Here is an 18,721-nt window from a genome sequence, read left to right on the forward strand (position 1 = left end):
CGCTTATGCCTCCTTCGTGCCGTTCGGCTGCTGCCCCTCACTGTCGTTCAGGAACTGATCAAACAGCTGGCTGTCGTTCGCTGCACTGTCATGAGAGGTCGCGATCTTATAGGCTGCCTGTGCGACGAGCACGGCCATCTGCTGCTGCATCTCATGCTGCTTCGTCTCGGCATCCTTCTCGGCCTGGATCTTCGCCTCGGCGATGATCTTGTCGGCCTTCTTGTTTGCGTTGTGGATGATCTCGTCGTACTCCTTCGACGCATCGATCTTCGCCTGATTGATGGTCTCCTGACGCTCCGTCTCGATGTTCGAGAGGCTCGCCTCATACTTCTCCTTCAGCGCTGCTGCCTCCTGGTTGACGGCATCTGCGTTCTTAAACGATGCCTCGATCTCGTTCTGACGCTTCTCGAGGACCGCGCGCACCGGCTTGAAGAGGAACTTCTTCATAAGGAAAACCAGGAACAGCAGGTTGATCACGGTAAATAATAAGTTGATATCTACTCTTAACATGTTTCTTCTCCTGTCTTCACTGTACTACTGTCTCAAACAAAGATCAGCCCAGGAAGAAGATGCAGAGGATACCGAGAACGAAGCCGTAGATCGCGGTTGCCTCGGCGAGGGCGCACCCCAGAAGAAGGATTCTCATGATCTTGCCGTCTGCCTCCGGCTGTCTTGCGATGGCCTCTGCTGCCTTACCAGTTGCGATACCGATGGAAAGACCTGCACCGATGCAGGCGAATGCTGCTAAACCGACACCAATTGCTGTTACGCTCATAATTTTTCTCCTTTAAATTCATTCACAAATCAGCGACCATCATGGCTTTTCTGTTTTGGATGGTCGTCCTATGTTTACCGCTCTTCATTTCAAATGAAGGGGCTGTTTCACATTTGCAGCGTGACGATCTCCCGGTCGACGGCATTGGCCGAACCCAGGGAGACGGTCGCAGGACGGCTGCGGTTTACTCCACCGCGTCCTGGATGTAAAGCGATGTCAGGAATACGAAAACGTATGCCTGAATCAGTCCGTCAAATATATCAAAATAGAGACTGAAGATGGCCGGAACGCCGACCGGAACGACCATTTTGATCAGCTCCATGATGATAAATGCGCCGAGTACATTACCGAAAAGTCGCATGCACAGGGACAGCGGACGAATCACCAGCTCGAGGATATTGATCGGTGTCACGATCGCAACCGGCTGTGAAAAGCTCTTCATCCAGCCCTTCGCGCCCTTCGCGCGGATACCCGCGACCTCGATCAGCACGATACTGATGAGTGAAAGACCGACCGTGACATTCAGATCCTTGGTCGGCGGCTTCAGTCCGAACAGACCGATCACGTTGGACACTCCGATATAGATGAGGATGACGGAAATCAGGGTTCCATACTGCTTTCCCTTCTCTCCCAGCATCCCGTTGATGAAGTTGTCCAGGAAGGTGACGATCATTTCTGCGACCTGCTGACGTTTACCCGGGTTGTGTACCTTCAGGTTCGAACCCAGATAGATGGAAAGCGCAGCCAGTACAGCCATGATCACCCAGGTGATGACGGTCGATTCGGCAACTTGAATCCCTCCGAACACCGGAATCGTGAATGCAGTGGCGACCTGCAGCTGTTCCTGGAGTTCCGAAGTAAATTGCTCCATTCTACTACCTCCATATTCTTTTACGTAAGTGCTCGAGAGTGATGCCGCTCCGGGTGCCGTATGCAATAAAAAAATTCCGTACCGAAACCGGCCAACGGAATTCATCTATGCAGGGCAGCCCCCTTTTCCGGGCAGGCATGGTGCTCCCGATTACTTCGGTTGCTATTATATTCCGCATTTTTTCATATTCAAGCCGTATTTTTTATATATTTATCATGTCATTTTGACTTCGATTGTTCATTTTGATATATTAATCACAAGCTTGTATTGTATTTTTGGAAATAATCTCTATTGGTAACAGTTCAGGCAGGGGATCCGGCGGGGCGGCCTGAACTGTTACCTCTATTGAGCGAAGAGGTCCCTATGGTTTCGTATGATTATTATCGCATCTTCTATTATGTCGGCAGCTGTCGCAGCTTCACCCAGGCAGCACGCATGCTCGGCTCGAATCAGCCGAACGTGAGTCGCGCGATGAACAGCCTCGAGGCAGAGCTCGGCTGTAAGCTCATGCACCGCGGGAAGCGTGGCATCACCCTGACACAGGTCGGGCAGAAGCTCTACGAGCATGTGTCGATCGCGTACGAGCAGCTGAGTTTCGGTGAGCGGGAGCTCCAGAAGGATGTCAATATGGAAAGCGGTCACGTCACCATCGCCGCCTCCGAGAACGCACTTCGTCTCGTGCTGCTGCCGGTGCTGCGGGACTTTAAAAAGAACTTCCCGGAAATCAGCATCAGCATCTCAAATCACTCGACGCCTCGCGCACTGAAGGCACTGCGGGACGGCCTCGCCGATATCGCACTCGTGACCACACCGCTGGCGATTCATGGTACGCTCTCGATGGAGCCACTCTTTGCCTTTAAGGAAATCCCCATCGTCGGTCCGGGGCTCCGGCACCTTGCGGAGCAGCCCATGTCTCTGCGTGAGCTCGATACCTATCCACTCATCAGCGTCGGCCGCGATACCGGCACCCGCGAGCTCTATGTGCAGTACTTTCTGAATCATCAGCTGCCGTTCGATCCGGAGCTGGAGGCCTCCTCCACGGATCAGATCCTGCCGATGGTGGCGTATGATCTCGGGATCGGTTTCTATCCAGAGGCACTCGCGCGGGATGCCCTCGCGCGTGGTGAGGTCTATCGTATCCAGCTCACCGACCCGCTGCCGGACCGGACCTTCTGCGCGGTCGTCGATCAGTCACGTTCACTGTCGACAGCGGCGGAGACGCTGCTGCAGGAGTTCGTCAAGCTTCGGCATTAAAAAACTCCGTTGGAGAGGGGCACGTCCCTTTCTAACGGAGTTTTTATATTGATCAGCTGAAGATTCTCCAGCCGGCGATGAAGTGGTTCGCCCACCATGGACCGAGTGATCTATGTACGACACGTCCGTTCGAGGAGGATGCATCGATGACGCTGCCGCCACCTGCACAGATGCCGACGTGGCCGGATACGACGATGATATCTCCTGCCTGGAGCTCGTTGTAGGATACGCGACGGAATCGTCCCGGATTACGCCATCCGGAGGAGGTCATGTAGGATACACCGACACCTGCCTGGTTGAGACACCAGTAGACGAAGCCGGAGCAGTCAAAGCTGTTCGGTCCCTTGGCGCCCCATACGTATGGGCAGCCGATCTTCGATGCGGCGATGGATACCAGTGCACCTGCGGATCCGGAGACCGTCGCTCCGCCGCCGACATTGCCGCTCACTGCACTGCTGTTATTCTTACTGCTGCTCTTATTACCGGACGAGCTGCTGTTGTTCCGGTTCGTACCTGTGCTGCTCGAGCTGTTCTTCGGCCTCGACTTCGCCTTGCCGCTGTAGAACATGTTCATGGTCTGTGCACCGGCCGCACCATCCTGGCCGAGTCCGTTTACCTTCTGGAAGCTTGCGACGGCGTTCTTCGTCACTTCACCATAGTAGCCGGTGATGTTGCTCTTATCGAGGTAGCCGTACTTCGCGAGGTACTCCTGCAGGTTCTTGACGGAATCGGACTGCTCGCCGAGACGCATCGCGAACGGCATCGCGTTCGGATTCTCGAGCGCTGCTCTGGTATCCGGACCGAGGTAACCATCGACGATCTGGTCGTTTCGTGCCTGGAAGGCCTTGATGGCCGCCTGCGTGCCCTGTCCGAAGTTACCATCCGCTTCCCCACTGAGATAGCCGAGGTTGATGAGGTACTGCTGGTACTTCTTTACGAGGTCGGACTGCTCGCCGAGAGCGACGATGTTTGCCTTTACCTCATCTGAATAAAGAAGATTATAGGTTGCGGTGCCGTATATACCATCCGGATTCAGTCCGTTCTGTGTCTGGAGCTTTTTCATCGCCTCCACGGTCGTCTCGTCATAGGTACCATTGACATCCGAGGCGTGGTAGAGATAACCAAGGTTATACAGACGATACTGCGCATTCGTAACATCCGCACCCTGGAAGCCCGGCTTCAGCGCATAGTGCGGAGCCGTATCACTCATGATCGCATCCCAGGTCTGGACACCGCAGATACCATCCTGCGCCATGCCGACCTGACGCTGGAAATACTTGACCGCCTGTGAGGTCGCTTCTCCATAGTAGGTTGTCGGTTCATCAGGATCCATAAATCCGAGATCCATCAGGCGCTGCTGGAGATCGGCAACGACGGAGTTGATGACGCCGACCGTCAGGTTAACCGGTGCGAGGTCCTCGGCGGATCCGTCGATGGTGACACCGGCGATGGACGGAAGGACGTTCGAGTTGACCCCCAGCGCGGCGACGGCATCGACCGTGGCGGCTTCCGGAGCCGTGGTCACCACGATCTCTGATTCTGTCTCGGTCGCCATCCGGGTATCCCCGATCTGCTGCTGACAGCCGGTCAGCACCAGCATACTGCCCGCCAGCATCAGTGCTGTCAGACGGGTAAAGTTTCGATTTAACATATATTCGTAACCTCTCTGCTGCGTGTTCACTGTGCAGGATACACCGCACAGCTTGCCATTTTAAATTTCATCTGTATAAAAGTACATTATACCATGTCATGGCCGCTGTACATTTAAAATTCTCTTACGATATGTAAATTTCGAGACAGGAGACCGAATGGTCAGCCTGAACTTTTTCATAAAAAACAAGCCACATGCTTTCACATGTGGCTCTTCGTCGTGCACCTTCAGGGACTTGAACCCTGGACAAACGGATTAAGAGTCCGCTGCTCTACCAACTGAGCTAAAGGTGCATAAAACAGATATGAACTTTTCGAGTGCACCTTCAGGGACTTGAACCCTGGACAAACGGATTAAGAGTCCGCTGCTCTACCAACTGAGCTAAAGGTGCATTTGTCTTTCGTGTCGTGTCTTCCGCTCGACGCCTATGTAATATACAAAATCTGTTTTTGATTGTCAACAGGTTTTCAAAACTTTTTCAAAAAAATTTTGACCATATGTAACAGTTCAGGCAGGCAGGGGACCCTCCGGGTCCCCTGCCTGCAGAATTCTGTTTATGCTTCGTGTACTGGCGGTGTCGCGATCAGCTTGAAGATCGGATTTCCCTTTGCGGAGAACTTCTCTTCATATTCGGTCATGATATTGCCCTGGTTCATACGCTCGTCGTGGTGAAGGTCGCGGGTAACGGCGGTCAGGGTCCAGCCGGCTTCCGGGATGGACAGGAGGGAGTAATCAAAGAGGCCTTCGTTATCCGTCTTAAACTCGAGGTCGCCGTCCTGCTTCAGGAACTGCTGATAGATCTTCATGAAAACCGGGCTGGTGAGACGGCGGTTCGCCTGGCGGTCCTTCGGCCACGGGTCGGAGAAGTTCAGGTAGACGCGCTCGATCTCGCCGGCCTCGAAGACATCTGCGAGGAGGCGAGCGTCGATAGAGATGAAGGTGAGGTTCTGGAGTGCTTCACCTTCCGCCATCAGAGCTTCTCGCTTCTTCAGCGCCTTCAGCATCACGGTATCGTAACGCTCGATGCCGATGTAGTTGATCTCCGGGTGCGTCAGCGCCATCTGCTCGATGAACTGGCCTTTACCCATGCCGATCTCCACGTGGATCGGGTGCCCGTTACCGAAAAACTGCTGCCACTGTCCCTTGTTCTTCTCTGGTTCGTGTACGACGTACTCAGACTGCGCGACGTAGTCCTCTGAGCCGGTGATATGTCTTAATCTCATAATCTTTCACTTTCTGTTTCTATGTATAGGATGCCGATTCTGCACTCGCCTTCGAGACGTGCACGAAAACGACGGTTTTTCGCAGTGTAACATACATTCCGCGCAGTCGCAAGCAGGGGCTCGGCATTGCGCCCCGCCGATATCCACATCCCAACCCTACTTTTTCAGCACTGCTTCAGTTACGGCGTCTATACTGCTTCTGAATAACCGTTCATGCAGGGGCAGCTGCGTGACTGAAAAAATGCTTTTTCCTTGAAGTGATTTTGGAAATTGGTTATACTTAGACTGTATATTTAAAGAAGGTTTTTCCGAAAAAAGACATTCTTTTTTCTCAAAAAAATATCTTTCCGTGCCGTTTTCCGGCGCTGGGACATGTTCCCGTCAAGGAGGTTTCTGATGCCAACACCAAGAGAAGCTAGTATCTGGGGCAAAATTCGCACCGACTTAAATGAGGCTCAACAGAATATTCTGAACGGTCGCTATGCTGAAGCCATGGTTCTGGACCGTGAGATTCTGAAGCGGATCGTCCGTATGCAGGTGGATAAGGCGGTTCTCGTTTCGAACAATCTCGAGAGTGATATCGAGCAGCTGTTTGAAAACCGGCTGATTTCAAAGGAGACGCGGGATCAGTATCACGCCATCCGTTTATATGCGGAGCAGACCGAGAACGGTGTCCAGGCGACGGCGCAGGCGGCGAATGATTCCTTCTCTCTTCTGAAGGATGCACTCGAGCATTATGTAGACTCGAACGCGCAGCGTTCATCCGGAGGCGGCTACGAAACACGCAGCTTCCAGGGTTCCAGCCGCTTCTCCAGCGGTTACAGCGGACCGGCGGCAGGTGAGAGAAGTTTCGCTGCGGCAGGTTCAAATTCGTATGCTTCTACAGATGCAGCAGACAGCGTGAGCAGCAGCTATGAGGCAGACGGTTCAGACGATGCCGATACCGTGCGCCGTTATACTGCGACAGAAAACGAGGGCGGATACGATACGGCTGCCGGTTCGGAAGATTTCGGCGCAGGAGCTGCTACAGCACCACGTTCATCCTTCGATGCGAGTGGTGTCGATCTTCCATTAGGAAATGCGCCACGTCGTTCCGGCAGTAATGTGCATCACCGCTCCAGCCGGAATACGAACCAGCGTCCGACCCGGCCGCTTCGTGATTCCGAGCGCGTATCCCGGAATGGAAATCGTCGTCCGGCCGCAACCAGTACAGCGAAGCGGGCAGCCGCTTCTGGTCGTCGCAATGCGAACCGTCCACGTGGCGGTCAGAAGGGCAGAAAGCAGGAGCTGGATCTGTACGGCATCCTGAAGTACGTGATTCCGATTCTCTGTCTCATCCTCGCGGTCATTCTGATCCGCGTTCTGATGGGCAACTCCGGCAGTGCGACGATCGAGACGACACCAGCTGCCACCGTAGCCGCCACCGAGCCGGTGATGGAGACCGAACCGATCGTTCCAGAGACGACGGCCACACCGGAGCCGACGACCGCGATCTATATGACCACGACCGGCGTCAAGGTTCGTACCGAGCCGAATACCGACTGCCGTGTACTCGCCGTTCTCGATGCCGGCACGCAGGTCACCTATAAGGGTGAAGCCGATGGCTGGGTCAATATCGACTACAACGGCGAGGATGCCTACATCAAGAGCGATTTCGTTCAGCCGGTAGCCGCAGAAACACCAGCTGCAGAAACCCCTGCCGCCTGAATCCGCATAACATCACCCGAAGAGCTGTGCCCGCTGCACAGCTCTTCTTTTATCTTCATAAAACCGTCACATATTTCGATGCTTTCTTTTTTTGCATTGCTCCTCATAGTACGGTATACTAATGTAGTTAATTTATATTTTTTCATGGAGGTTTTCTATGCAGACAATACTGGTATGCGATGACGATAAGCAGATCGTCGAGGCGATTTCCATCTACCTGACCGGTGAGGGCTTTCATGTTTTAAAAGCCTACGATGGCTATGATGTACTGGACATCATGGAAAAGAATAAAGTTGATCTTCTGATCGTCGATGTGATGATGCCGGGGCTCGATGGTGTACACACTGTACTGAAGGTACGTGAAACGAGCTCGATCCCAATCATCATGCTCTCCGCAAAGGGGGAGGATAACGATAAGATCCTCGGTCTCAATGTCGGCGCCGATGACTATCTCACGAAGCCGTACAATCCGCTCGAGCTGGTGGCCCGCGTAAAGTCTCAGCTGCGCCGCTACACACAGCTCGGCAACATGGGTGAAACCACGAGCGAAAATATCTATGCCTGTGGTGGTCTCGTCATGAACGATGACACGAAGGAGGTCACCGTCGATGGCAATCCGATCAAGCTGACCCCGATCGAGTACAATATCCTGCTGCTGCTCGTAAAGAACGCGGGCAAGGTATTCTCTATCGACGACATCTACACCTCGATCTGGAACGAGCAGGCGATCGGCGCGGATAACACCGTCGCGGTGCACATCCGCCATATCCGTGAAAAGATCGAGATCAATCCGCGTGAGCCACGCTACCTCAAGGTCGTCTGGGGTGTCGGCTATAAGATCGAGAAGCAGGACGGCGACAAGTAATGATCAAAAAAGTAATCAGCGCGATTGTGAACGCCATCGCCATCCTGATGGTGCTCGTGAGCATCGGCATCCTCACCTTCGGCGCGGCGGGCGGAAATGCGCTCGAGTATGTGTCGCAGCCGGACTACATCGAAAGCAATGCCTTCGAGAACCAGGCCCACCAGACCATGGCTGACGTCTTCGACTATATCAAGCTCACGGATATCTTCGAGGAGGACGGCAAGTTGAATCTGAATCAGATCATCGCACAGGCCGACGTCAATGGGCAGAACGTTTCCTATTCCCTGGATTATCTCATCCAGTACGGGCGTTCCATGGGCTACTACTTCGATACGAAAAACCAGCTTCGGGAGGGCGGCGTAGCGACCGTCACGAAGGAGATGGATGAGCTGAAGCATCAGATCGTCGTACAGTACCGGGCCTACATGCCGAACTATAAGCAGCAGAGCCCGACCGATGGGCAGATGTCGCTCGGCACACTGACGAAGGAGGCACTCAGCCATCTGGCACGCTACTATGCCGTCAAGAGCGAATTTGATCCTGCACGTACAAACTTCTATTTTAATGTCATCTATCAGAAGGATCAGGAAAGCCGCGTCTATACCAACGCCCCATCACTGAGCGAGGACGAGATTCGCAGCCTTCCGAAGTACGCCTATACCGATTCGAGTTCGCTGGAGGTCATCTCTGACTACCACGACCTGCCGCAGGATCTCATCATGCTTCTGCAGGCGAGAAGTCCGTTCGGCAGTAACTGCCAGTATCGTTTTTCCACGGGTATCGACACCAGCTTTCCGGTGCAGGATTCCTTCGCAGACGCTTCACAGGAGTACAACGAGCGACGTGAAAACAGCATCATCGGTCTGACACTCCTGATCCTCTCGAGCGTCAGCTTCATCGTAAGCCTCGTGCTCCTCATCACCTGGACCGGCCATGGCGCGGAACAGAGCGACCGAAAGCCCCATCTTCTTCCGTTTGATCACCTGCCGGTCGAGCTTCGGATGCTGATCGGTGCCCTCTTTGGACTGATCGCCTTCCTCGTTACACCGGTATTCCTGAGCTCGCTCGAAAACATCCTCGGCGTCATCGATAACTGGAGCTTCTGGGAGAACTGCATCCGCTTCCTCGCGGATTACTTCGTGGCACTGCCACTCACGCTTTCGATCGTGCGCAGCTTTAAGGCCGGTCGTCTCTGGGCGGATTCGCTTCTGAACGGCACCGCTGGCCTCATCGGGCACTATATCCATGCGGCGGAAAAAACCACCCCGAAGATATTTACCTATGTGCTCTTCGTGCTGCCGAATCTGCTGGCTGCCGGTATGGTCGTAACGCTCTTCGTCCATTTCTTCCAGGCACAGAGCCTCCGGGCCTTTCTGTCGGCACTTGGCATCGCGATCATCATCCTCGCGATCGACTGCTACGCCTGGCGGATCGCCACCGGTCTCAGTCAGGCCGTGGATGAACAGGTCAAGGCAGAGCGCCTGAAAGCAGACCTCATCACGAACGTCTCGCATGACCTCAAGACACCGCTGACCTCCATCATCAGCTACGTCGATCTTCTGAAGCGAGAGAACATCGATAATCCGAACGTGCAGGCGTATCTGAAGGTGCTCGATCAGAAGTCCACACGTCTGAAGACACTGACGGAGGATCTGGTCGAAGCCAGCAAGGCAAGCTCCGGCAACGTCAAGATTGACTTCGCCGATATCAACTACACGGAGATCGTCGAGCAGGCACTCGGTGAGTTCGAGGACAAGACTTCAGCTGCAAAGCTCGAGATGATCCTCAGCTATCCGGAGCATCCGGTCATGATCCGTGCCGACGGCCGCCACCTCTGGCGTGTCATCGAGAACCTGCTGAACAACTGCTGCAAGTATGCGCTTCGTGGCTCCCGCGTCTACGTGGATGTCACCGAGGATACAGAGACAGGCACCGCTGCCTGCACGATCAAAAACATCTCCTCCCGTCCGCTGAATATCTCCCCGGAGGAGCTCACCGAGCGTTTCGTACGCGGTGATGTCAGCAGGACCACAGAGGGCTCAGGCCTCGGTCTCTCGATCGCGAAGAGCCTCACGAAATTAATGGATGGCGAGCTCGTCATCTCCATCGATGGCGACCTGTATAAGGCCGCGATCGTGCTGAAGACCGCCGCCAGGGATACAAATGAAGGATAAGAAAAAGAAACAAACGAAATATCTGTCACGCTTCGTCCGACGCAGTCTCCTGACACTGAGCGCGCTCTCACTGCTCTCCGCCACCGTCGTTTCGGATCCCTCTGGAACGATGCGGTCTGAGGCAATGTCGTCGACCGGGAACATCCTCACGGATGCCGGACGATCGGTGACATCGGTACTCAGCTCCGCGCTGTCTGCAAGTGGATGCGCACCACTCACCGCCTATGCAGCGACCTGGCCGACACCGGAATTCAACGTCGAATCCGAGGGCGCGATCCTCATCGATGCCGATTCCGGCGCTGTACTGTATGAAAAGAACGCGACGACCGCCTACTATCCGGCTTCGATCACGAAGGTACTGACCGCCATCATCGTCCTCGAGAACTGTACGAATCTCGAAGACAAGGTCACATTCTCCTATGCCGCGGTCAATGGGAATCTCGAGCAGAACTCGACGATCATCGGTGCGGTTCCGGGCGATAAGCTCTCCGTGCGGGACTGTCTCTATGGTCTGCTGCTTCAGTCGGCCAACGACTGCGCAAATGCCCTCGCCGAATACATCGCCGGCTCCAATGAAAAGTTTGCGGAGCTCATGAACCAGAAGGCAGCGGAGCTCGGCTGCGTGAATTCACATTTTGCGAACCCGTCTGGTCTGAATAATCCGGAGCACTATACCTGTGCGGCGGATTTCGCAAAGATCATGCAGTACGCGATCCAGAACGATACCTTCCGTTCCATCGACGCGACGCAGGTCTATACCCATGCGCCGATCAACAAGTATCCGAACGCGGATGCGCCGGAAAACACGATTTACGCCCATCACCATATGATGCGCCGTTCCTTCTCAGATTACTATCCGGGTGTGTTCGCCGGTAAGACCGGGTACACAACCCTCGCCGGCAACACACTGGTGACCGCCTGTGAACGCGACGGCATGACGCTGATCTGTGTCATCCTGAATGGACACAACTCGCAGTATCGCGATACACGAAATCTCTTCAATTTCGGATACGACCACTTCCAGTCGCTCGAGGTCGCCACCGCCGATGAGAGCTATAATAAGCTCGCCTCCAATCTGAAGGTAGACGGCATCCAGCTCGTGAATACGCTGGATTTCACCATCGATGCGTCCAACCATGTGACGCTCCCGAAGAACGAAAGCTTCGACAGTGTCCAGCGTTCGATGCGCTATGACCTGTCCGACAAGGAAAAAGCCGACGGCTCCTTCGCCCGGGTGGACTACAGTATGGACGACCGAAGCCTCGGCCAGGCCTATATCCGGCTCACGGATGACAGCGCGGCGAAGGCCGCGGCATCTCAGGATGCCGCGGTGATGGAGGCGAAGGTGCAGGAAACCGTACCAGAGACGATCCATCTCTCGGGGAAGACCGTGGAGGATACGAAGCCGAAGGTCGCCGGTCAGCTGCCACAGGAAAGCACGGCGAACCACGCACCGATCGTCCTGAACCGGGAGAAGGGCCGGATCGAGCTGCCGAAGCCGATCGTTCGGGTGCTGCTCATCCTGGCGGTCATCGCACTCGTCGCCGGACTCGTCTTCGTCATCTACTATCTTCTGGAGCGTCGGGAGGAGTTCCTCCGCTCGCGTCGCCGGAAGCGTATGCTGAAGCATACGAGGGACCTTACGCGGGAGCAGAAGGCCCGACGCGATATGATGCTGAACAGTCGTACCGGACGCCGGAAACGCAAATAAAAACCAGGGCGGAACGCCGCCCTGGTTTTTTATTATTTATTTTCACTTATGCTTCCAGCCGTCCGATGATGACACCACCGTGCTCCCGCAGCCAGCGCTTCTGCTCTGTATAGTCCGGAAGAATCGATGCAACCAGCGTCCAGAAGCGCGCGGAATGGTTCATTTCCTTCCGGTGACAGAGCTCATGCACGATGACATAGTCGATGACCTCCGGCGGCGTCAGCATGAGGAGACAGTTGAAATTGAGATTTCCCTTCGTGCTGCAGCTTCCCCAGCGGGTCCGCTGATGACGGATCGTGATACGTCCATAAGAGACGCCGATGCGCTCCGCGTACAGCGCTACACGTGGTGGGATGTACTGCGCCGCCTGATGGCTGAGCTGCCGCAGCTCCTCGTCCGTCAGCGGAGACAGTGTATCGGCAGATACACGCGCAGACTGGACCCGTGCCACGTGGGTACGGATCCAGTCCTGCCGTTCGAAGAGTATACGATTGATTTCTGCGTTCGTCGTCCGGTAAGGCACCTTGAGGATGACCTCCGCCCTACTGTTCACGGACAGCACGATCGATCGGCGTCGACTCCGCTCGATGCGAACGGAATCGTTCTGCTCGACGGTATGCCCCTGTGACAGCTTACTCAACGATGAACTTGTGAAGGGTCTGCTTCGCTGTCGGCAGATGCTCGGTATCGAGCTTCAGATTAAGAACCTTGCCAAGACCCATATATAAAATACCAAGAAGTGATTTTGCATCAACAACGCGAGAGCCCTGTACGAGATCCATATCAAACGGCATGCTGGTCGTTGCAGCCACGAACTCTGTAACCGCGTCGCGATCCTGTAACATAATGTTTAATGTGCTCATAATTTCCTCCTGCAATAACGTGAGAGTAAAACAGTGAAAACCTCTCGAAATACATCTCTGTTTTCCGGGATGATACCATCGAAAAAGCGCTCTTGTCATCGACGAAATAGGCTAAAATTTGCACAGTTACGCGTGCCTTACTTCAGCATAATAACGAAAAAATATTACAGTTTTGTCACTATGTAAAATTACTGTGAATTTTTTCGGTAATTACAGTGAAATGGCGGAATTCCGTCACTTTTTCAGCGTTTGACTGATATATCAGTTGTTCAAAAAGTTCGATTACCTGCCCGTAAAATCCGGTACCACACGTTTTAAAACTGTTCCGCTGTTATTTATAGTGCACTTTTATTTTTACGTTCATTCTGCTATGCACTTGAGAATCAAGGAAAGAAAAGGTAAAATTTACGAATGATGAAAAAGGAGATTTCCAGTATGGATCAGCATAAATTAAATGAAGTAAATGAACTTATGGCGCGGAATCAGGTGGAGGGTCCAGACGATCCTGTCTCCGGTGAATCGACGGAAGACCGCGCAGAAACTGCGGAGAGCACCGTAGTGAATGAAGCGGAGACGACGAACGCTCCGACGCCGAAGCCCCCGGTGCAGGCGGGCGAATCGGCGCTGGGAACCTATCGAAAGAATGCACGGAAGTTTGCACTGCTTGGTGTGGGCGGCTGCGTACTCGGTCTTGCCGCGCTTCTCATGCTACAGCAGCAGAATAATCCGCTGATGATTCTGGCCGCGGTGGTGATGCTCGGTGGTGCACTGTTCATGGTGACCGGCATGTCCGCGCTGCGCCCGGATGGCATGGTACGCGCCTTTGCACAGGTGGCAGCGATACAGCCGACGACCGCGCAGATGCAGGACCTTCTGGACGCCGTAAAGGGCCTGAGAGGTGGCGCCCTGCATCCGCAGGTGAAGCAGCAGGTACTTTCCGCTGTCGCCCGCTATCGTGGCTTCGAGGGCTATGACGAGGCGATCGCCGCTGAGATCGAAGAGATCATACAGCATACACGGAAGCGCGGCATCATCTGAATAAAGACCGCTGACGACTTCTGTCTTTGTCAGCGCTTTTTCCATATATGAACGCATTAAAAACGTCCCTGGAAACATTCCGGGGACGTTTTTAATGCAGATCGCCAGCCTCGGGCGTCCTGCGAGAAGTTCGCAGGACTGTGCCTCCGAATACTGGCATCATCATAAAATTTACAGCACGACGCCATCCTTGAAGATGGAGATCTCACGGAAGCCGTTCTGCTCTGCCTTCGTCTTCTTACCAGACGCGATTTCCTTCACGAGGTCGAGGAGACGACGACCGGCGTCATCGACGGACTCACCCTGGGAAGCCACCGGACCAGCGTTGAAGTCGATCCAGTTTGCCTTGCGCTCGGCGAGGCGATCGTTGGTCGCGATCTTCGCAACGGGTGCCGGTGCGCCGAACGGTGTGCCACGGCCGGTGGTGAAGAGAATCACCGTGCAGCCGGCAGCGGTCAGGTTCGTGCTGGATACGAGGTCGTTGCCCGGTCCATAGAGGAGGTTCAGGCCCTTCGTATGTACCGGCTCTGCATAGGCGAGGACGTCGGAAATCGCCGCCTTGCCGCCCTTCTGTACACAGCCGCAGGACTTGTCCTCGAGGGTCGTGATACCGCCCTGCTTGTTTCCAGGGGACGGGTTATCATAGACCACCTCGTTGTGGCTGATAAAGTAATCCTTGAAGCCGTTCAGCATGTGTGCTGCCTTGTCAAAGATTTCCCGATTCACGCATCTGCCCATCAGCATGCTCTCGGCACCGAACATCTCCGGGACCTCGGTGAGGATGGAGGTACCACCCTGCGCCACGATCAGATCGGATACGCGGCCGACGGTCGGGTTCGCCGTGATGCCGGACAGGCCATCGGAGCCGCCGCACTTCATGCCGAGCACCAGCTTATCGAGACCGACCGTCTCACGCTTAAACTGGCCGGCATACGCTGCGAGCTCATGAAGCAGCTTCGTTCCGGTCTCGAACTCATCCTCGACGTCCTGGCAGGTCAGGAACTTCACACGATTCGGATCGTACGCACCGAGCTCCTCGAGGAACTGCTCGTGGGTCAGATTCTCGCAGCCGAGGGAAAGCACCAGCACGCCGCCTGCATTCGGATGACGTACGAGATCTGCGAGCAGCTTACGGGTGGTCGCGTGATCATGACCAGTCTGAGAGCAGCCGAACGGATGCGTATAGGTATAGAGGCCCTCGATGCTGCCCTGCACGATGTCCTGATTCATCTCCACGAGATGCTTCGCCACATCATTGACACAGCCGACGGTCGGGATGATCCAGATTTCATTTCGCGTGCCGACCTTGCCATCCGGACGCACGAAGCCCTCGAAGGTCTCGACCGGCATGGTCTTCTTCTCCGGCACCGCCGGCTCGTAGGTATACTCCACCTCGCCGGACAGATTCGTCTTCATATCGTGGGTATGCACCCACTGACCTGGCTTCACATCCTCGGTGGTGTGACCGATCGAAACGCCGTACTTGATGACCTGGCCCTCTGCCGCGATCGGCGTGACGGCCACCTTATGTCCCTGTGGGATGTCCTCCGCTGCGACGAGGTCAATGTCATCGACCTTGATTTCATCACCCTTCGCGATCGGAGCGATGGCCACGACGACATTGTCCTCCGGGCTGATATGCACTACCTTTGCTCTTGCCATAATTTTCCTCCTGAAACCACAGGCCGGAGCAGTGATCTGTCCCGGCCGATGATGTAAGCATTGAACGAATCCACATCACGAAAGGTCCGCGATGCGAAGCCGCTGTTCGATTGTTTGCCACGCTGTCCCAGGCGATATGCTTTCCGGCTCTTCCAGAAAGCATATGTGCCGACAGGTTCACTTTACAGTACGCTTGCGTAAGCCGCCTTCGCACCCTGTTCACGGATGAGGGTGAGGTTCTGTACGGTCGCCTCCTCGAAGCCGGCGATCTCGGTGAGATCCTGGCCCCAGAACTCGGTGTTGGTCATCACAGCGTGTACGAGGGTCTTCACATCGTCATCCTTGTGTGCGAAGTAGAAGTCGAGGACGAAGGCGTCGTCCTGAATCTTGTACTCGTTGCCTGCCGGACGCTTGCATACGAGGCCATCCTCCTCACGACGCTGGATATCACAGCTGTAGAATGCCATGTACGCTGCGAAGCTCATCGTGAGCACTGCCGGAAGCTTACCGAACTTCTCAACATACTCGAGGAAGGAAGGCATATTTCTCGCTCTCCACTTCGAGGTAGAGTTGAGAGAAATGCTCATCAGCTGGTGATCAACGAACGGGTTGTTGAAACGATCCTCAACCGCAGAAGCGAACTTCTCGCAATCCTCCTTATCCAGCGGAAGGATCGGGATGATCTCATCCTGGAGCATCTTGTTCATGTAGTCACGGATGACCTCGTCGTGCATGCAGTCACGCACGATGTCGAAGCCTGCGAGGTATGCACCGAGTACGAAGCCGGTGTGTGCACCGTTCAGGATTCTTACCTTTCTCTTCTTATAAGGAGCAACCTCTGGAACGACATGTACATTTACGCCGGCCTTCTTGAACGGAAGCTTGTCCTCGAGCTCCTTCGGTCCCTCGATGTACCATACACCGAATACCTCGCCGACATCGGTCAGCGGATCGGTGTAACCGTTCTCCGCCTCGAGCTCTGCAACCTCCTTCGGATCGCGGATACGGCCCGGAACGATACGGTCTACGAGTGTGGAGCAGAACAGAACCTTCTCGTTTACCCAGTTCTTGAAGTCCTCGCCGAGGCCCCACTCATCGATGTGACGGTTTACGATCTGCTTCAGCACCTGACCGTTCGCGTCGATCAGCTCGCAGGAGAGAACGACGAGTCCGCCCTTGCCGGCCTTGAAACGCTCATAGAGCACTCTCGTCATCTTACCAGGGAAGGAAACCGGCGGCTCCTGATCGAACTTCGTGTCCGGATCATAGACGATACCGGCCTCGGTGGTGTTCGAAACGATGTACTCGAGATCATCCGACTTTGCAAGCTCCAGGAGTGCCTTAAAGCCCTCTGCAGTATACGGATTGATGCAGTCCTTGACAGCGGAGATCACACGCTTGTTGTTCACCTTCTGACCATTCTCAGAACCACGAAGGTACAGGGTGTAGAGACCCTCCTGCGCATTGACATACTCGGTGAGACCCTGTGCGATCGGCTGAACGAGGGTCACCTTACCGTTCCAGTCCGCATGCTCGTTTGCCATATCGAAGAAATAGTCAACGAATGCACGGAGGAAATTACCCTCGCCAAACTGCATCACCTTCACAGGTGCATCCTTCAGGACATATCCCTGATAACCAGACTGATCAAGTACCTGATAATTTAACTTCTCCATCTTAATTCGTTCCTTTCAGCTGTGAAATGCTCTAAAAATCGATGTCTATGCTTACCAGGGCAGCGCTTCCCTGCTCTTTATGTAAGCGCTTACATAGAATATATGCTTCTTCTCAAAATATGTCAATCAGAAAATCAGAATTCCCGAAAAGAAACGCAGAATTCGTCAAAAGAAACGAAAAAACCGGCCTGTTTTATGCTGATAGCACAAAAAGCCGGTTGATATCCCTCTTCTCCTGTTCACATTGATTTCCGAATCAGTCCCGCTTTCTGAGGTGCTCCGGATCGAGCTCCGGGATCATCTCCTTCGTGATGACCTGCAGCATCTCGTCGAGCTTCGCGAGGTCCTCCTCAGAGAAGCGTTCCTCGAAGCGCTTCACGACTTCATCGAGAAACTGGTAGCTACGGTGATAGTAGTTCTCGAGCTTTTCCGTCGGGTGGAGGTAGAACTCGCGGTGGTCTTCGTCCGACTGCACCTTCTCGATATATCCCTTCTGGACGAGTGCATTGACTTTATATGCCGCGTTCGGAGCCGAAATGCCCATCATCTTCGCAAACTCCGCCACCGTCGGCTCCCCGAGCGCCTTGATGCACTCGAGACTGAAGGCCTCAACCGAGGTCAGAGACTCATCCCGGCTGCTTTCCTTCGAAAAGACCCGCTTGTAGAAGTGGATGCGGAAGCGATTATAGAGATCGGCGATAGACTGGTTCAGCATGTAGCACCTTTTCCTTTAACTTACATTTCGTATGAACAGTTCGATTATATCATGCTCTCGCCGATTCTATACAATTTTTTTACTGTACCGCGAAGGTGAGCTCCGCCTGCACAGCGGTTTTTCCGTTGATGGTGGCGACGGCGGTACCCATGCCGACCGGGCCGTGCATGCGGGTGAGCTCACAGTGGAGCTCGAGGACGTCGCCCGGACGTACCTGCTTCTTGAAGCGGGCGTTCTTGATGCCGCCGAACAGCGCGATCTTTCCCTTATTCGCCGGCATGCTGAGGAGCGCGACGGCGCCGGTCTGTGCGAGGGCCTCGATGATGAGGACGCCTGGCATCACCGGATACTGCGGGAAGTGTCCCTGGAAGAAGGGCTCGTTCACCGTGACGCACTTTCGTGCATCGGCAAACTTTCCCGGCTCATAATCCACCACCTGATCGATCAGGAGAAACGGATAGCGGTGTGGGATGATCTCCTTGATCTCATCGACACGGAGCGGATGCGCTGCGCGTGCCGCCTCGACCGTGGCTGCG

The 18,721-nt window shown here is 54.5% G+C and carries 17 protein-coding genes and 2 tRNA genes; 6 read left to right on the top strand and 13 right to left on the bottom strand.

The window, feature by feature from the left end:
• Positions 1–3 precede the first annotated feature (3 nt).
• From atpF to ACTQ52_RS02945, 3 genes are all read right to left on the bottom strand, one after another.
• Positions 4–510, bottom strand: coding sequence for a F0F1 ATP synthase subunit B (gene atpF, locus ACTQ52_RS02935; RefSeq protein ID WP_410042767.1), 507 nt, complete (start codon positions 508–510; stop codon positions 4–6).
• A 43-nt stretch (positions 511–553) separates the two neighbouring features.
• The gene (gene atpE / locus ACTQ52_RS02940) at positions 554–775 is read right to left on the bottom strand and encodes an ATP synthase F0 subunit C (RefSeq protein WP_410042768.1); all 222 of its coding nucleotides are present in this window, start codon (positions 773–775) and stop codon (positions 554–556) included.
• Positions 776–959: 184 nt separating this feature from the next.
• Positions 960–1,646, bottom strand: a complete 687-nt coding sequence (locus ACTQ52_RS02945) for a F0F1 ATP synthase subunit A (RefSeq protein ID WP_441981762.1) — start codon at positions 1,644–1,646, stop codon at positions 960–962.
• 363 nt (positions 1,647–2,009) lie between these two features.
• Between ACTQ52_RS02945 and ACTQ52_RS02950 the strand changes: the two genes are divergently transcribed.
• Positions 2,010–2,900 (top strand): LysR family transcriptional regulator, encoded by an 891-nt coding sequence (locus ACTQ52_RS02950; RefSeq protein WP_410042770.1) that lies wholly within the window; start codon positions 2,010–2,012, stop codon positions 2,898–2,900.
• Positions 2,901–2,952: 52 nt separating this feature from the next.
• Here the strand turns inward: ACTQ52_RS02950 and ACTQ52_RS02955 are convergent, their stop codons facing one another.
• From ACTQ52_RS02955 to trmB, 4 genes are all read right to left on the bottom strand, one after another.
• On the bottom strand, positions 2,953–4,551 hold the full coding sequence (locus tag ACTQ52_RS02955) for a C40 family peptidase (protein ID WP_441981763.1): 1,599 nt from the start codon (positions 4,549–4,551) through the stop codon (positions 2,953–2,955).
• Positions 4,552–4,771: 220 nt separating this feature from the next.
• Positions 4,772–4,844, bottom strand: a tRNA-Lys gene (locus tag ACTQ52_RS02960).
• A 25-nt stretch (positions 4,845–4,869) separates the two neighbouring features.
• Positions 4,870–4,942: transfer RNA gene (locus ACTQ52_RS02965), tRNA-Lys, on the bottom strand.
• Positions 4,943–5,105: 163 nt separating this feature from the next.
• Positions 5,106–5,774, bottom strand: coding sequence for a tRNA (guanosine(46)-N7)-methyltransferase TrmB (gene trmB / locus ACTQ52_RS02970; protein ID WP_441226461.1), 669 nt, complete (start codon positions 5,772–5,774; stop codon positions 5,106–5,108).
• Between the two features lie 396 nt (positions 5,775–6,170).
• Here trmB and ACTQ52_RS02975 point away from each other — a divergent pair, with 396 nt between their 5' ends.
• The 4 genes from ACTQ52_RS02975 (at position 6,171) to ACTQ52_RS02990 (ending at position 12,231) form a co-directional block, all read left to right on the top strand.
• Positions 6,171–7,481: an SH3 domain-containing protein gene (locus tag ACTQ52_RS02975; RefSeq protein WP_441981764.1), complete on the top strand. Its 1,311-nt coding sequence runs from the start codon at positions 6,171–6,173 to the stop codon at positions 7,479–7,481.
• Positions 7,482–7,638: 157 nt separating this feature from the next.
• Positions 7,639–8,346 (top strand): response regulator transcription factor, encoded by a 708-nt coding sequence (locus ACTQ52_RS02980; RefSeq protein WP_410042774.1) that lies wholly within the window; start codon positions 7,639–7,641, stop codon positions 8,344–8,346.
• Positions 8,346–10,520: a sensor histidine kinase gene (locus tag ACTQ52_RS02985; RefSeq protein ID WP_441981765.1), complete on the top strand. Its 2,175-nt coding sequence runs from the start codon at positions 8,346–8,348 to the stop codon at positions 10,518–10,520. The genes ACTQ52_RS02980 and ACTQ52_RS02985 overlap by 1 nt, the downstream gene beginning before the upstream one ends.
• On the top strand, positions 10,510–12,231 hold the full coding sequence (locus tag ACTQ52_RS02990; RefSeq protein ID WP_410042776.1) for a D-alanyl-D-alanine carboxypeptidase family protein: 1,722 nt from the start codon (positions 10,510–10,512) through the stop codon (positions 12,229–12,231). The genes ACTQ52_RS02985 and ACTQ52_RS02990 overlap by 11 nt, the downstream gene beginning before the upstream one ends.
• Before the next feature lie 46 nt (positions 12,232–12,277).
• Here ACTQ52_RS02990 and ACTQ52_RS02995 read toward each other — a convergent pair whose 3' ends face one another.
• Positions 12,278–12,871 carry a M48 family metallopeptidase gene (locus ACTQ52_RS02995; RefSeq protein ID WP_441981766.1) on the bottom strand — a complete coding sequence of 198 codons (594 nt, stop codon included), beginning with the start codon at positions 12,869–12,871 and terminating at the stop codon, positions 12,278–12,280.
• Positions 12,864–13,094 (bottom strand): HPr family phosphocarrier protein, encoded by a 231-nt coding sequence (locus ACTQ52_RS03000; RefSeq protein WP_410042778.1) that lies wholly within the window; start codon positions 13,092–13,094, stop codon positions 12,864–12,866. Before ACTQ52_RS03000 ends, ACTQ52_RS02995 begins: the two co-directional genes overlap by 8 nt.
• Before the next feature lie 435 nt (positions 13,095–13,529).
• Here ACTQ52_RS03000 and ACTQ52_RS03005 point away from each other — a divergent pair, with 435 nt between their 5' ends.
• Positions 13,530–14,132: a hypothetical protein gene (locus ACTQ52_RS03005; RefSeq protein WP_410042779.1), complete on the top strand. Its 603-nt coding sequence runs from the start codon at positions 13,530–13,532 to the stop codon at positions 14,130–14,132.
• 171 nt (positions 14,133–14,303) lie between these two features.
• Here ACTQ52_RS03005 and ACTQ52_RS03010 read toward each other — a convergent pair whose 3' ends face one another.
• The 4 genes from ACTQ52_RS03010 to fabZ all read right to left on the bottom strand — a co-directional run bounded on the left by ACTQ52_RS03010 (position 14,304) and on the right by fabZ (position 18,669).
• Positions 14,304–15,794, bottom strand: a complete 1,491-nt coding sequence (locus tag ACTQ52_RS03010) for a UxaA family hydrolase (RefSeq protein ID WP_441226465.1) — start codon at positions 15,792–15,794, stop codon at positions 14,304–14,306.
• A 182-nt stretch (positions 15,795–15,976) separates the two neighbouring features.
• The gene (locus ACTQ52_RS03015) at positions 15,977–17,470 is read right to left on the bottom strand and encodes a tagaturonate reductase (protein ID WP_441981767.1); all 1,494 of its coding nucleotides are present in this window, start codon (positions 17,468–17,470) and stop codon (positions 15,977–15,979) included.
• Positions 17,471–17,726: 256 nt separating this feature from the next.
• Complete coding sequence (locus ACTQ52_RS03020) at positions 17,727–18,185, bottom strand: MarR family winged helix-turn-helix transcriptional regulator (protein WP_410042782.1); 459 nt, start codon at positions 18,183–18,185, stop codon at positions 17,727–17,729.
• 79 nt (positions 18,186–18,264) lie between these two features.
• The gene (fabZ, locus tag ACTQ52_RS03025; protein ID WP_410042823.1) at positions 18,265–18,669 is read right to left on the bottom strand and encodes a 3-hydroxyacyl-ACP dehydratase FabZ; all 405 of its coding nucleotides are present in this window, start codon (positions 18,667–18,669) and stop codon (positions 18,265–18,267) included.
• Positions 18,670–18,721: the final 52 nt, after the last annotated feature.

Source organism: Oribacterium sp. Sow4_G1_1 (assembly GCF_052116105.1).
In the GTDB taxonomy this organism is placed as follows: Bacteria; Bacillota; Clostridia; order Lachnospirales; family Lachnospiraceae; genus Oribacterium.